At 71.8% G+C, this 14,082-nt stretch carries 10 protein-coding genes; 1 reads left to right on the top strand and 9 read right to left on the bottom strand.

Annotated elements, in window-relative coordinates:
• Positions 1-6: 6 nt before the first annotated feature.
• The 5 genes from nirB to E7742_RS12525 all read right to left on the bottom strand — a co-directional run bounded on the left by nirB (position 7) and on the right by E7742_RS12525 (position 8,973).
• The gene (nirB, locus tag E7742_RS12505; protein ID WP_137799236.1) at positions 7-2,532 is read right to left on the bottom strand and encodes a nitrite reductase large subunit NirB; all 2,526 of its coding nucleotides are present in this window, start codon (positions 2,530-2,532) and stop codon (positions 7-9) included.
• Positions 2,529-4,019, bottom strand: coding sequence for an FAD-dependent oxidoreductase (locus E7742_RS12510; RefSeq protein ID WP_175420367.1), 1,491 nt, complete (start codon positions 4,017-4,019; stop codon positions 2,529-2,531). The genes nirB and E7742_RS12510 overlap by 4 nt, the downstream gene beginning before the upstream one ends.
• The gene (locus E7742_RS12515) at positions 4,016-6,139 is read right to left on the bottom strand and encodes a molybdopterin oxidoreductase family protein (protein ID WP_137799238.1); all 2,124 of its coding nucleotides are present in this window, start codon (positions 6,137-6,139) and stop codon (positions 4,016-4,018) included. The genes E7742_RS12510 and E7742_RS12515 overlap by 4 nt, the downstream gene beginning before the upstream one ends.
• Positions 6,136-7,539 (bottom strand): MFS transporter, encoded by a 1,404-nt coding sequence (locus tag E7742_RS12520; protein WP_175420612.1) that lies wholly within the window; start codon positions 7,537-7,539, stop codon positions 6,136-6,138. Before E7742_RS12520 ends, E7742_RS12515 begins: the two co-directional genes overlap by 4 nt.
• A gap of 183 nt (positions 7,540-7,722) precedes the next feature.
• A complete protein-coding gene (locus E7742_RS12525) occupies positions 7,723-8,973 on the bottom strand; it encodes a CynX/NimT family MFS transporter (RefSeq protein ID WP_137799240.1) in 1,251 nt (416 codons plus the stop codon).
• 153 nt (positions 8,974-9,126) lie between these two features.
• On the opposite strand from E7742_RS12525, the gene E7742_RS12530 reads away from it, so the two are divergent.
• Entirely contained in the window at positions 9,127-9,813 is a 687-nt protein-coding gene (locus tag E7742_RS12530; RefSeq protein ID WP_137799241.1) for a FadR/GntR family transcriptional regulator, read from the top strand.
• Here the strand turns inward: E7742_RS12530 and E7742_RS12535 are convergent.
• The 4 genes from E7742_RS12535 to E7742_RS12550 form a co-directional block, all read right to left on the bottom strand.
• Positions 9,810-10,664, bottom strand: a complete 855-nt coding sequence (locus E7742_RS12535; RefSeq protein ID WP_137799242.1) for a TIGR02569 family protein — start codon at positions 10,662-10,664, stop codon at positions 9,810-9,812. The two genes, E7742_RS12530 and E7742_RS12535, sit on opposite strands and share 4 nt — an antisense overlap.
• A gap of 100 nt (positions 10,665-10,764) precedes the next feature.
• A complete protein-coding gene (moeZ, locus tag E7742_RS12540; RefSeq protein WP_137799243.1) occupies positions 10,765-11,943 on the bottom strand; it encodes an adenylyltransferase/sulfurtransferase MoeZ in 1,179 nt (392 codons plus the stop codon).
• A 40-nt stretch (positions 11,944-11,983) separates the two neighbouring features.
• Complete coding sequence (locus tag E7742_RS12545; RefSeq protein ID WP_254698992.1) at positions 11,984-12,739, bottom strand: HAD family hydrolase; 756 nt, start codon at positions 12,737-12,739, stop codon at positions 11,984-11,986.
• 13 nt (positions 12,740-12,752) lie between these two features.
• Positions 12,753-13,724, bottom strand: coding sequence for a DUF3152 domain-containing protein (locus tag E7742_RS12550; RefSeq protein ID WP_441346854.1), 972 nt, complete (start codon positions 13,722-13,724; stop codon positions 12,753-12,755).
• Positions 13,725-14,082 lie beyond the last annotated feature (358 nt).

A 14,082-nucleotide genomic window follows, 5' to 3' on the forward strand; every position in this document is an offset into this window, starting at 1 on the left:
CCTCGATTACCGGCGCGAGGAGACTTTCGGTCCGCGGTCCGGAACGGCCGGAAGACCCATCAGGACCGGCACCTTGCGCGGGCCCGAGTCGTCGAACCGCACCGTCGGGTCGGGCACGTCCGGGGCGTTGACGAAGGACACGAACCGCGAGAGCTTGTCCGGATCGTCGAGCACACCGGCCCACTCGTCGCGGTAACCGGCGACGTGCTCGGCCATGGCGGCCTCGAGGTCCGCCGCGATCCCGAGGCTGTCGTCGCACACCACGGCCTTCAGGTGCTCGAGTCCGCCGTCCAGCGATTCCACCCACGGCGCGGTGCGCTGCAACCGATCGGCGGTGCGGACGTAGAACACGAGGTACCGGTCGATGTACCGGATCAGGGTCTCGTCGTCCAGCCCGCTCGCGAGGAGCTGCGCGTTCCGGGGGCTCTGGCCGCCGTTGCCGCCGACGTAGAGGTTCCAGCCGCTCTCGGTCGCGATGACGCCGACGTCCTTGCCGCGGGCCTCGGCGCACTCACGCGCGCACCCGGACACCCCGAACTTGATCTTGTGCGGCGCCCGCAGACCGCGGTAGCGGTTCTCGAGGCGCACCGCCATGCCCACCGAGTCCTGGACGCCGTACCGGCACCACGTGGACCCCACACAGCTCTTCACGGTGCGGAGCGACTTCCCGTACGCCTGGCCGGATTCCATGCCGACGTCGACCAGGCGCCGCCAGATCTCCGGCAGCTGCTCCACGCGGGCGCCGAACAGATCGATGCGCTGGCCACCGGTGACCTTGAGGTAGAGCCCGTAGTCGCGGGCGATCTCGCCGATCGTGATGAGCTGCTCGGGTGTGCACTCGCCCCCCGGCATCCGCGGCACCACCGAGTACGTCCCGTTGCGCTGGATGTTGGCGAGGAAGTGGTCGTTGGTGTCCTGCAGCGACGCCTGTTCGCCGTCGAGGATGTGCTCGGACGACGTGGACGCCAGGATCGACGCGACGACGGGTTTGCAGATGTCGCAACCGGTTCCGGTGCCGTACTGCGCGATGAGCCCGGAGAACGTGCGGGTCCCGGTGGCCCGGACGATCTCGAACAGTTCGGCGCGGGACCGGGTGAAGTGCTCGCACAGCGCCTTAGACAGTTCCACACCCGACGCCGCGAGCAGGGCCTTGACGGTCGGCAGGCAGCCGCCGCACGTCGTGCCCGCTCCGGTGCAGGACTTGACCGCGGCCACATCGCACGCGCCGTCCGCGACGGCGGCGCAGATCTCGCCCTTGGTGACGGCGTTGCACGAACAGACCTGCGCGTCGTCGGGAAGCGCACCCGCGCCGGGCTTCTCGCCGGCCGGGGAGATCAGCGCCGCCGGGTCGCCGGGCAGCTCACGTCCGACGAGCGGGCGCAGCGACCCGTACGCGCTCGCGTCGCCGACGAGGATGCCGCCGAGCAGCGTCCTCGCGTCGTCGGAGACCACGAGCTTGGCGTACGTGCCCTTCGCGGCGTCACTGAGCACCACCTCCAGGGCGCCGGGTGTGGTGGCGTGCACGTCCCCGAAGCTGGCGACGTCCACGCCCAGCAACTTGAGCTTGGTGGACAGGTCGGCGCCCGGGAACACCGCGTCGCCGCCCAGCAACCGGTCGGCCACCACCTCCGCGGTGGTGTACCCGGGCGCGACCAGTCCGTAGCACCGTCCCTCGACGGCGGCGCACTCCCCCACCGCGAACACCGCGGGATCGGAGGTGACACAACCACTGTCGGTGAGGATGCCCCCTCGTTCGGCGACCGCGAGCCCGGCGTCGCGAGCCAGCTGGTCGCGTGGACGCACCCCCGCCGAGAACACCAGCAGGGCCGCGTCGATCACCGCGCCGTCGGACAGTTCCACGCGCACACCGGCCGGGCCGTCGGTGATCGACGCGATACCGGTGCCGGTGTGGACGACGAGCCCGAGGTCGGTGACGAGCCGTGCGAGTACCGCGCCGCCCCCGTCGTCGATCTGCAGCGGCATGAGCCGGGCATTGTGCTCGACGACGTGCGGCGTCATGCCCAGTTGCCGGAGCGCGTTGGCGGCCTCGAGACCCAGCAGCCCGCCGCCCACCACGACGCCGGCCGCGCCCCGCTCCGCGGCCTCGGCCCGGCCGCGGATGCCGTCGAGATCGGACGGGGTCCGGTAGACGAAGCACAGGCCGTGCTCGTGCCCGGGCACCGGCGGAACGAAGGGATACGACCCGGTGGCGAGGACCAGGGCGTCGTAGTGCAGCGTCTCGCCCGTCGACGTCGTCACCGTGCGGCTGTCACGGTCGACGGAGTCGGCGCGGACGCCCACCCGCAGGTCGACGATCGGGTCGTCGGCGAAGTCGTTGCCCGCCAAAGCGAGTTCGCGGACGTCCCACGTGCCCACGTACGACGACAGCGCCACCCGGTCGTACGCGGGCACGTCCTCCTCGCACAACACGGTCACCGTCCAGCTCCCGGCGTCGTCGCGCGCCCGCAGCGCCTCGACGAACCGGTGCCCCACCATGCCGTGTCCGATCACGATCGCGGTCCGTCCGCTCATGCCGCACCTTCCTTCCGGGCCGATTGTGTTGTGCCTTCGTGGTGTTCGGTCTGTGGATCGGTCGTCCGCAGCCACTCGCAGATGCCGTCCACCGCCGCACTGCACCCGCCGCAGCCCGTCGTCGCGCGGGTGGCCGTCGCGAGCGCGGACACCGACCGGGCGCCTGCGCGCCACGCGGTCGTCAGATTCGATTTGGTCACCGAGTTGCAGCGGCAGATCACCGCGTTGCCGGGCATGCCGGCCGGAGTGACGGTGTCGGCCGGCGTGCTGCCGCGGCCGGTCAACAGCGCCATCCGGTCGCCCGGCACCGGCAGTTGCGCGTCGAACAACTGGGTGATCGTGCCGACCGCGTCCGGGCAGCCGAGCAGCACGGCGCCCACGATCCGGTCCCCGGCGACGACCAGCTTGGCGTACCGGGCCCGGGACGGATCGGCGAGGACCAGCACGTCCCGGTCCGGGTCGTGCAGCTGCGCGCTCACGTCCCCCATCGACGCGAGATCGATGTCGTGGGCCTTGAGCCGCGTCACCGGTGGGGTCCCGTGGTACTCGGCGCACGGATCCGCGCCGGTGATCCGGTCGGCGACGACATCCGCCTGCTCCCAGCCCGGCTGCACCAGCCCGTACACCTGTCCGCGGTGCTGTGCGCACTCCCCGATCGCCCACACGTGTGCGGCGCTCGTGTGCAGCGCGTCGTCCACGACGATGCCGTGGTCGACCGCGATCCCGGCCGCGCGGGCCAGGTCGGTGGCCGGCCGGATCCCGGCGGTGAGCACCACCAGATCGACCGGCAGCGCGGCACCGTCGTCGAGATCGAGCAGCCGTCCGCTCGGGGTGTCGCGCATCGCGACGGCGCGGCGCCCCAGCATCGTGCGCACCCCCAGGCCCGTCAGGACGCGTGTGAGGACGCGCCCGCCGTCGTCGTCGAGCTGGCGCTCCATCGGTACGGCCCTGGGATGCACCACGGTGACGTCGGCGCCGCGCAGCAGCAACCCCCGCGCGGCCTCGAGACCCAGCAGGCCCCCGCCGAGTACCACTGCCCGGCAACCCGGTTCGGCCGCGGCGGCGATCCGGTCGCAGTCCGCGGCGGTGCGGAACGCGACCACGCGCCCGTCGTCGGCCCGCATGCCGTCGACGGGCGGCACGAACGCGGTGCTGCCGGTCGCCAGCACCACCTCGTCGTAGGACACCTCGGTGCCGTCGTCACCGCGGACCGTCCGGGCGTCGGTGTCGATCGCCGTCACCCGCACGCCGACACGGACATCGATGTGGTTGCGGACCCACCAGTCGTCGGGGCGCAGCCGGGTGTCGCGAACGGTGAGGCCGCCCGCCAGCACGTTCGACAACAGGATCCGGTTGTACGCCGCCCGCGGCTCCGCCCCGAGGACCACGATCTCGAGCCGCAGCGGATCGCGTTCGCGCCGCCGCAACTCCTCCGCCAGCCGGGCGCCGGCCATGCCGTTGCCGACGATCACCACGCGCCGCGTCACGGGTTCACCTCCCCGGCCGCCTCCACCCGGACCGCGCACACCTTGAATTCCGGCATCCGGCTCGTCGGATCGAGTGCGGGATTGGTGAGCAGGTTCGCGCGGGCGTCCCCGGCGAAGTGGAACGGCAGGAACACCGTGTCGAGCCGCATCGACTCGTCGCATCGCACCGCGGCCGCGACCCGGCCGCGCCGCCCGACCACCACCGCGTCGTCACCGTCGCGCACCCCCGCCCGCGCCGCGGTGTCCGGATGCACCTGGACGAACATCGGGCCGGCAGCCGACGCCAGTTCCGCGACCCGGCGGGTCTGGGCGCCCGACTGGTAGTGCGCCAGTACGCGTCCCGTCGTCGCGACGAGCGGGAACTCCGCGTCGGTCACCTCCGCGGGGCCGCGGTGCTCGACGGCGCTGAATCGCGCGCGGCCGTCGTCGGTCGCGAATCGCTGCAGGAACAGGCGCGGTGTCCCCGGGTGCGTGACGTCCGGGACCGGCCAGTGCAGCGCCTGCCCTGCGTCGAGGCGGTCGTACGTGACGCCCGCGTAGTCGGCGGCGCCGCCGGCGGACGCGCGGCGCAGTTCGTCGAACACGATCCGCGGGTCTGCCGGGAACCAGTCGGCGGGCCGGCCGAGGCGGATCGCCAACTCACGCCATACCTCGAGTTCGCTGCGCGCACCGGCCGGCGGTTCCACCGCCCGGCGCCGCCGCAGGACGCGTCCCTCGAGGCTCGTCATGGTGCCTTCCTCCTCGGCCCACTGCAGCACCGGCAGCACCACGTCGGCCATCGCGGCGGTCTCCGAGAGCAGGAAGTCGCACACCACCAACAACTCCAGCGCGCGCAACCGGTCCACGACGTGGCCGGCGCGCGGCGCCGACACCGCCAGATTGGCGCCGTGCACCAGCAACGCCCGCGGCCCGTCGGGGCGGCCGAGCGCGTCGAGCAGTTCGTACGCGCTGCGGCCGGGGCCCGGCAGTTCGGCGGCGTCGATCCCCCACACCCGCGCAACGTGTTCGCGCGCAGCCGGATCGGTGATCTTGCGGTAGCCGGGCAGCTGATCGGCCTTCTGCCCGTGCTCGCGCCCGCCCTGCCCGTTGCCCTGTCCGGTGACGGCGCCGTAACCGCTGCCCCGACGTCCGGGTAGGCCCAGCGCCAGCGCCAGCCCGATCCAGGACGAGACGGTGTCGGTGCCGGTCGCGTGCTGCTCGGTGCCGCGCGCGGTGAGCACGTACGCACCGGTGTCCGAGCGTCGGGACCGGGACAGGATCTCCACGGCCCGCCGCTGCGCCGCCACCGGCACCCCGGTGACGCGTTCGGTGCGTTCGGGCCACCACTGCGCCGCGGCGAGCCAGGCGTCGTCGAATCCGGTGGTCCGCGTCTCGATGTAGTCCCGATCGAGGTGCCCCTCGGTGACCGCCAGGTGCAACATGCCCAGCGCGAGCGGCAGATCCGTGCCGGGGGCGAGCTGCAGGTGCAGTCCGCCACCGGCGAGGGCCCGCTCCGCCGTCGCGGTACGCCGCGGGTCGACGACGATCAGGCCGCCCGCGTCCACCGCGGCACCCAGGTGCCCCAGCAGCGGCGGCATCGTCTCGGCGACGTTGCCGCCGACCAGCAGGACCGCCTCGGCCCCCGTCAGATCCGCCACCGGGAACGGCAGGCCGCGGTCGAGGCCGAACGCGCGGATGCCCGCGGCCGCGGCCGACGACATACAGAACCGGCCGTTGTAGTCGATGTTCGACGTGCCCAGCGCCACCCGCGCGAACTTGCCGAGCTGGTAGGCCTTTTCGTTGGTGAGCCCACCGCCGCCGAAGACGGCGACCGCGTCCTTCCCGCCCCGGTCCTGCACGGCCCGGAATCCGTCCGCAACTCGGTCCAACGCGTCCGCCCACGTCGTCGGTTGCAGGCGACCGCGGACTCGGACGAGCGGCGTGGTGAGCCGGTCCGGGTGCCGCAGCAGTTCGGTGCTGGTCCACCCCTTCTGGCACAGCCCGCCGCGGTTGGTCGGGAACTGCCGGCCGGTGACGCTCAGGGGGCCGCGCGCTCCCGCGGCGCCGCTCGGGGTGAGGCTCATCGCGCACTGCAGTCCGCAGTACGGGCAGTGGGTCTCGGTGCGCGCCGCCGTGGTCACGAGGGCACCGCCGTCGCCTGTGCGGCGCCGCGGTCCACCCCGGCGCCGTCCGCCCGGCGGACGAACACCAGCCAGGTGACGGCGGCGCACACCACGTAGAACCCGAGGAACACCCAGAACGCCATGGTGGCCGACTTGGCCGGACTGCTGTACGACGCCCGCAGCACGAGGTTGATGCCCACACCGCCGAGACCGCCGATCGCGCCCGCGAACCCGATGAGCGCGCCGGACATGTTGCGGGACCAGGCCGCGCGGGCGTCCGCGTCGAGTCCGTGCAGGGCGCGCGAGCGGGTCTCGAAGATCGACGGGATCATCTTGTACACCGACCCGTTGCCGAGACCCGAGAGCACGAACAGCGCCACGAAACCGATCACCAGTGCGGTCATGGTGGCGCCGGTGGCCGCGCCCGGGGTGGTGTCGTCCACAGTGCCGGCGGCCACGAGAATCGCGGCGGCCGCCACCATGGCCGCGAAGGTCCACAGCGTGATGCGCCCGCCCCCGATGCGGTCGGCGAGCCTGCCGCCGAGCGGCCGGGCGATCGAGCCGAGCAGCGGTCCCAGGAACGCGATCTGCGCGGCGTGCAGCGCGGCCTGCGCGGCGGTGTCGCCGCCCGCCAGGAAGTTGATCTGCAGCACCTGACCGAACGCGAAGCTGAACCCGATGAACGACCCGAACGTCCCGATGTAGAGGAAACTGACGATCCACGAGTCGCGGACCCGGAGCGCCTCGATCATCGAACGCAGGTCGGCCTTCTGGTTCCCGAGGTTGTCCATGAACAGTGCCGCACCCACGGCCGCGACCGCGATGAGCACGAGGTAGACGGCGCACACCAGGTACGGAGCGGTGTTGCCCACCGTGGCGATCACGAGCAGGCCCACCAACTGGATCACCGGCACGCCGATGTTGCCGCCGCCGGCGTTGAGCCCCAGCGCCCATCCCTTGAGTCGCTGCGGATAGAACGCGTTGATGTTGGCCATCGACGACGCGAAGTTGCCGCCGCCCACGCCGGCCGTCGCGGCCACGAGCAGGAACGTCGTGTACGACGTGCCCGGGTGCATGACGAACCACAGCGTCAGCAGTGTCGGGACCAGCAGCACCAGCGCGCTGAAGATCGTCCAGTTGCGGCCGCCGAAGCGAGCCGTCGCCACGGTGTACGGAATGCGCAGCACCGATCCGACGAGCGTGGGGACCGCAACCAGGAAGAACTTGCCGGCCGCGTCGATGCCGAACACGTCCGTGGGCATGAACAGCACCATCACCGACCAGATCGACCAGATCGAGAAGCCCACGTGCTCGGCCAGCACCGACCAGGCGAGATTGCGCCGGGCGATCGCCTTACCGCCGGCCTCCCAGGCGGCGACGTCCTCGGCGTCCCAGCGCTCGATGTGGTGTCCCCGCACCACCGGTGCGTGCGCGGGCGCTTGCGTGGACCGATCGGAGAGTGTGGTCACCAGGGCCTCCTACCTGTAGGGGAAACCCCAAGGTAGGAGGCCGATGTTGCCTCGGTGCTGCCTCCGATGACCCGTCCGTCAACACTCGCTCACGGTCTCCGGACCCGCGCGGTGAGGTCGTGGACCCGCAGGTCAGGACGCGGACGCGCCCCAGCTGTCCTCGAGCATGCGCGGCTTGCACGCCGCCCACGCGGAGATCAGCACCACGACGACCGCGACACCCAGCAGCGCGAACGGGGCGCCCCAGCCGCCCGTGGACTCGTGCAGCACACCGAACAGCAGCGGGCCGACGCACGCGACGGTGTAGCCGATGCCCTGGGTGAACCCGGACAGCGCGGCCGAGCCGGCGTGCGTGCGGGTGCGCAGGTTGATGAGGGTCAGCGACATCGGGAACGTGCTCGGGCCCAGGCCGATCACGATCACCCACAACACCGGCAGCGACATGGGCGCCAGGAACAGACCCGTGAAGCCCACCACGTAGCAGATCGCGCAGCCGACGACGATGGGGAACGGATTGCGCATCCGGGCGCACACGCTCGGCGCGGCGAACGCGGCGATCAGTCCCATGAACGAGAACACCGCGACCATGCTGCCGCCGAACGACTCGCTCGCCCCGGCCTCGGTGAGGATCTTCGGGATCCACGTGAACATCGAGTACGTGATGAGCGAGGTCATGCCGAACATCCCGGCCATCCCCCAGCCGACGGGCGACCGCCACGGACGTCCGGGTGCGTGCGACTCCGCCGGCAGCGCGGCCTCGACTGCCGCGCCGTCGGTGCTGCGCCCGCGCGCGAGCACCATCAGCCACGGCGCCGCCGCCGCGAACCCGAGCAGCGACCAGACCCCGATGGAGACCCGCCAGTCGAACGCGTCGGCCAGCGGCACCGCGACCGTCGCCGGCACGATGGTGCCGATCTGCACGCCGGTGATGTAGATCGAGCTCATGAGCGCGAGCCGGTCCCCGAAGTAGCGCTTGACCAGTGGCGGAATCACGACGTTGCCGATGCCCATGCCGCCGAGTGCGAGCGCCGACAGCGCCAGCAGCGACCACGTGTCCGACACCATCGCGCGGGTGAGCATGCCGATTCCGGCCATGAGCATCCCCAGCAGCGCGGTCCACTCGAGTCCGAGGCGCCGCGCGATGGCCGGGGTGAGCAGACCGAACACCGCGAACATCGCCGTCGGGACCATCCCGAACACACCGACGACGGTGGACGAGAAGTGCAGGTCGTCGCCGATCTGCTGGGCGAGCGGGGTGAACGACGTGACCGCCAGCCGCAGCGTCAACGCCGACATCGCGATGGCCGCGAACACCAGCAGCCGTCCCTTCAACAGGGGCGTGGGTCCTGCGGCTGCAGTCGGCGTGGATGCGGTCACGGTCATGTACTGCCTCGATCTCGAAACGCTCGTGCGGGATGGCCGTCGGAAGTGCGTGGGGAACGGTGCTTGCACTCGACCCGAGAAATCATAGGATGACCGGATGACAGCACGCAACGCACTTGCGTGCGCCCCCGTTCGTCTACCTGCAGGAGCACCGTGCAACCCGTACGCCGCAGCACCCTGATCGCGCAGGTCACCGAGCGACTCCGGGACGAGATCCGGTCCGGTCGCTGGCCGGTCGGCTCCCGGATCCCCACCGAACCGGAGTTGTGCGAGCTCACCGGCACCGGTCGTAACACGGTCCGCGAGGCCGTGCAGGCCCTGGTCCACTCCGGACTGATCGAACGCCGCCAGGGTTCGGGCACGTACGTCCTCGCCGATTCCGAGGTGACCGGCGCGCTCGGCAAGTACTTCGCCGGCGCGCACGAGCGCGACGTTCTCGAGCTACGACAGTCGCTCGACGTCACCGCCGCGGGGCTGGCCGCGCAGCGGCGGACCGCCGACGACATCCGGGAGCTGCAGGACCTGCTGGCGGCCCGCGAGCGCGCGTGGCGGCAGGCCGATCTGCGCACCGCGATCGCGGCCGACATCGCGCTGCACCGCGGCATCGTCGCGGCCAGCCACAACCAGGTCTACCTGGAGTTCTACGACTCCCTGCTGCCGGCGATCGAGGCCACCGTCTTCGGGCACGCGTCCGCGACGGGCGCCGGCTTCCACGACGAGCACGCCGATCTCGTGGCCGCCATCGTCGCCGGCGACAGCGACCGCGCGCTCGCCACCGCCCGCTGCTTCTTCGACGAACTGCTGGCCGGGTACGCGGAGGCCGATCCCGCGGTCGGCTAGAGGATCAGTCGCACCAGCTCGGCGGTCCGCTCCAAGCCGGGCAGCGCCTCCGGGGTCGACCGCGGATGCAGCGTGTGCACCGCGAGACGGAACAGCAAGGCGCGCAACAACATCTGCGGCCACTCCGGGAGATCCTCCCACCGGCCGAGCAGGCCCTCGTCGGCGCCGCCCCACGACAGCGCGTCGACGACGACCACTCCGGCCGCCCATGCCGCCGGCCGCCAGTACGGGGTGATGTCGGTGACGCCGGGCGCGGTGCTGCCGGAGAACAGGACCGTGCCGAAGAGGTCCCCGTGCACGAGCTGGTCGGGTGAGCGCACGGGCTTGCGCAGCGACGCGAGCTGACCGATCAGTTCGACGCTGCGGGCGCCGTCCTCGGACAGGTCCTCGAGCGCGCCGGCGGCGCGGGCGGAGCGCAGCGGGACGGTCTCCCACGCGGCCCGGTCGGCGGCGACGAACACGTCCACGTCGGCCCACGGCGCGACCGGCGGCTGCGCCAGGAAGCGGGGTCGTTCGAGCTGCGCGGTGGCGGCGTGCAGGCGCAGCGACAGCGACACCACCTCGTCGTGGCGCGGTTCGGGACTACCCTCGAGGAAGGTGTCCGCCCGCCACCCCGAGACGACGTACCGGCCGTCCGTGGCGCGGACCGGACGGGCCAGCCGCACCGCGTCCACCGCCAGCGTCTCGCGCACCTTCGCGGACCACGCCGCGCGGGCGTGATCGGCGACCGGCGACAGCACGACGTCGCCGAGGCGCCACCCGCCGTCCCAGTCCGCCCCCAGCGCAAGGGGTTCGACCTCACGGAGACCGAACGTCGAACAGACGTGCTGGGGCGGTTGTGCAGAGCTCACGGCCGTCAGGCTACCGCCGCAGACCGCTCGTTTCGGTGAGGCACCCCGAAGGCCACGCGGAAAAGGTCCGGGGAAGGCTGAACCACGCCGGGGCGCGCGCTCAGTACACCGGCAGCGACGGATCGATCTGGTGCGCCCACGCGATGACGCCGCCCTGCAGGTGTACCGCGTCGGCGAAACCGGCCCGCCGCACGGCCGCGAGCGCCTCCGCCGACCGCACGCCGGTCTTGCAGTGCAGCACGATGCGCTTGTCCTGCGGCAGCTCCGCGAGCGCCTCCCCCGACAGGATCCGGTCCTTGGGGATCAGGGTCGCGCCGGGCAGGTGCACGATGTCCCACTCCACCGGTTCGCGGACGTCGACGATCGCGATGTCGGCGCCGGTGTCGAGCAGCGCCCGCAGCTCGGTGGGCGTGATCGCCTCGTCGGCGCCGACCTCGGTGGTGGGCTCGACGCCACAGAACGCGTCGTAGTCGACCAGCTCGGTGACGGGCACCCGGTCGGGGTCCCGGCTGAGCCGCACCGTGCGGTAGCTCATCGCGAGCGCGTCGTAGATCATCAGCCGGCCCAGCAGGGTCTCGCCGATACCGGTGAGCAGCTTGACCGCCTCGGTCGCCATGATCGACCCGACCGACGCGCACAGCACACCCAGCACGCCGCCCTCCGCGCACGACGGCACCGTTCCCGGCGGCGGGGCCTCGGGGTACAGGTCGCGCAGCGTGATCGAGCGATCGCCGGGCGCGGCGTCCCAGAACACCGACACCTGCCCCTGGAAGCGGTAGATCGATCCCCACACGTACGGGCGCCGCGCCAGCACCGCGGCGTCGTTCACCAGGTAGCGCGTCGCGAAATTGTCGGCGCCGTCGAGGATCAGGTCGTACTGCTCGAACAACGCGACCGCGTTGGACGCATCGAGCCGGAACTCGTGCAACCGCACCTCGACGTGCGGGTTGATCTCGCGGATCGTCTCGCGCGCGCTCTGCGCCTTCGACCGTCCGACGTCGGCGGTGCCGTGGATCACCTGACGCTGCAGGTTCGACTCGTCGACCACGTCGAAGTCGACGATGCCGAGCGTGCCGACACCCGCGGCGGCGAGGTACATCAGCGTCGGCGAACCCAGCCCGCCCGCCCCGATCACCAGTACGCGGGCGTTCTTCAACCGCTTCTGTCCGGTCGTCCCGACGTCCGGGATGATCAGGTGGCGGCTGTAGCGCGCCACCTCGTCGCGGCTCAGTTCGGCCGCCGGCTTTACCAGCGGCGGAAGCGGACTCTTCGCGGGCACCACACGCTCCTACATCGACGGACCCCTGCTCGCGTCCAGCCTAGGCGGTCCCGAATCGCACCTCGAGGTCGCTCAGGTCGGTCACGACGACGTCCGCACCCGCGTCCCGCAGCGCCGCACCGTGGTGGGCGCGGTCCACGCCGACGACCACACCGAACGCGCCGCGGCGGCCGGCCTCGACACCGGCGAGCGCGTCCTCGAGCACGACGCACGCGGACGCCGGGAACCCGACCCGCCGCGCCGCCTCCAGATAGGTGTCCGGCTCCGGCTTGCCGGCGAGCGCCAACCGGTCGACGTCGATGCCGTCGACCCGGGCGTCGAACAGGTCGGTGAGGCCGGCGGCGTCGAGGACCCGGACGGCGTTGCGGCTCGCGGTCACCAGCGCGACCGCGACCTGCGCGGTGCGCAGCGCGCGGATCAGTGCGACCGTGCCGGGGAACACGTCCACGCCGTGCTCGTCGAGTTCGTGGAGGAACATCGCATCCTTGCGGGCCGCGAGCCCGCACACCGTGTGCGCGGTCGGCGGATCCGCAGGCTGTCCGTGCGGAATCTCGATGGACCGCGACGCCAGGAACGACCGCACCCCGTCGACTCGCGGGCGGCCGTCCACGTAGCGCAGGTAGTCGTCGGACGTGAACGGTGCCTCGCCCCGGCCGCGTTCGGCGAGGAAGCCGTCGAACAGGCGGGTCCAGGCGCGCTCGTGGACACGCGCGGTGTCGGTGACGACACCGTCCATGTCGAACAGGAAGCCCGAGCAGGCGACGTCACCGATGTGCACGACGTTCGTGGCGGTCACCGTCGTCCCCCGTTCAGCCGCGCGGGTAGGGCCACGGATTGAAGCGACAGACCTTGCCGTCCATCGGCACGACACCCTCGGGGTCGAGCTTGGCGATGTCGTTGTTCGCGGTACCGAAGGTCTGCTGCATCATCACCGGCGCGAGCCCGCCGTCGGTCTCGCACGGCTGGTGGGCCTGGTAGCCGATCGCGTGGCCCACCTCGTGGTTGATCTGGTACTGGCGGTACGAGCCGATGTCGCCCTGGTACGCGATGGCGCCCCGAACCCATCGAGGCTCGTTCAGCACCACCCGGTCGATGCCGGGGTTGTAGCAGGAGACCTCGAGCTGGATGTCGTAGCCGCACGCGTCGCGGATGGTCATCTGTGACGTGAGCGAGATGCGGAAGTCGGGCCGGGCGGAATCGCCGGGGCCGATCCGGCGGAACGCGAACCGCGGGTCCTTCGTCCAGCCCTTGGGGTTGGCGAGCGTCTGGTCGACCATCCGGCCGAACGACTCGTCGCCGCCGAAGCCCGCGGTCTCCACGCCGTCCTCCACCTCGACGGTGTAGGTGAACACCCGCTCCGTGCCCTGGCCGACCTGCCCGGTCGAGCCCGCCACGACGTGCCACGTCCCGGCACCCTTCTCGGTGAAGGGGCCCCCGTCCGGCAGCGCACCGGCCGGGATGGTCTCGGCGTAGTTGCCGTCCGCGACGGGCGGCACGCCGACGATGTCGGTGCCGTCCGAGTGGCTCAACTCGCCGAACCCGGGATCGCGCGGGCCGTCGGAGGCGGTGTCCCCGCCGCCGCGCACCGCGTCCACGATCACGAACACCGTCACGATCAGCAGCACCGGGATGGCGTAGGCCCGCCAGCCGTACATCGAGACGAACCGTCCCAGACGGCTCTGCTTGCGCACGTCACGCTCGGGGCGCGGCACCCGCGGGCGGCCGATGTTCCGGCGCGTGGGATCCCACAGCGCCCGCAGCGGCTCGTGCGGATCGGGCACCCTGCCCGAATCGACCCCACCGGGTCCGGCGTCGCCCCGTGCGGGGTCGCCGGACGTCTCGGGAACTGTGCCCCCCAGGCGCGGTCCTCCTCGGTCAGTCACCCCGCCAGAATCTCACAGTCCTCGTCCCGGTTCACCCGGCGCGCCCGATTCGGCAGGTGGCCGTCTCGCAGCCGGGTGCTCGCGGCGCGAAGCTGGAATACTCGCGAGGGAGGCGCATCCACTGTCGGCGCAGGGAACTGCAGTTCGGCGGATCCCCTCGAGAACCGCCCGGGTATCGTGCAGATGATTTATCTTGCCCCGAGGCGTTCGTGAGATGTCGGACACTGAACGAAGCGGGGTCTTTGTGCAGATTGGG

The sequence above is a fragment of the Rhodococcus sp. SGAir0479 genome, assembly GCF_005484805.1.
In the GTDB taxonomy this organism is placed as follows: domain Bacteria; phylum Actinomycetota; class Actinomycetes; order Mycobacteriales; family Mycobacteriaceae; genus Prescottella.

Bases quoted from the DNA above. Each gene is read 5' to 3' on its own strand.
- nirB (WP_137799236.1), bottom strand. From the start codon at position 2,532: ATGAGCGGACGGACCGCGATCGTGATCGGACACGGCATGGTGGGGCAC.
- E7742_RS12525 (WP_137799240.1), bottom strand. From the start codon at position 8,973: ATGACCGTGACCGCATCCACGCCGACTGCAGCCGCAGGACCCACGCCC.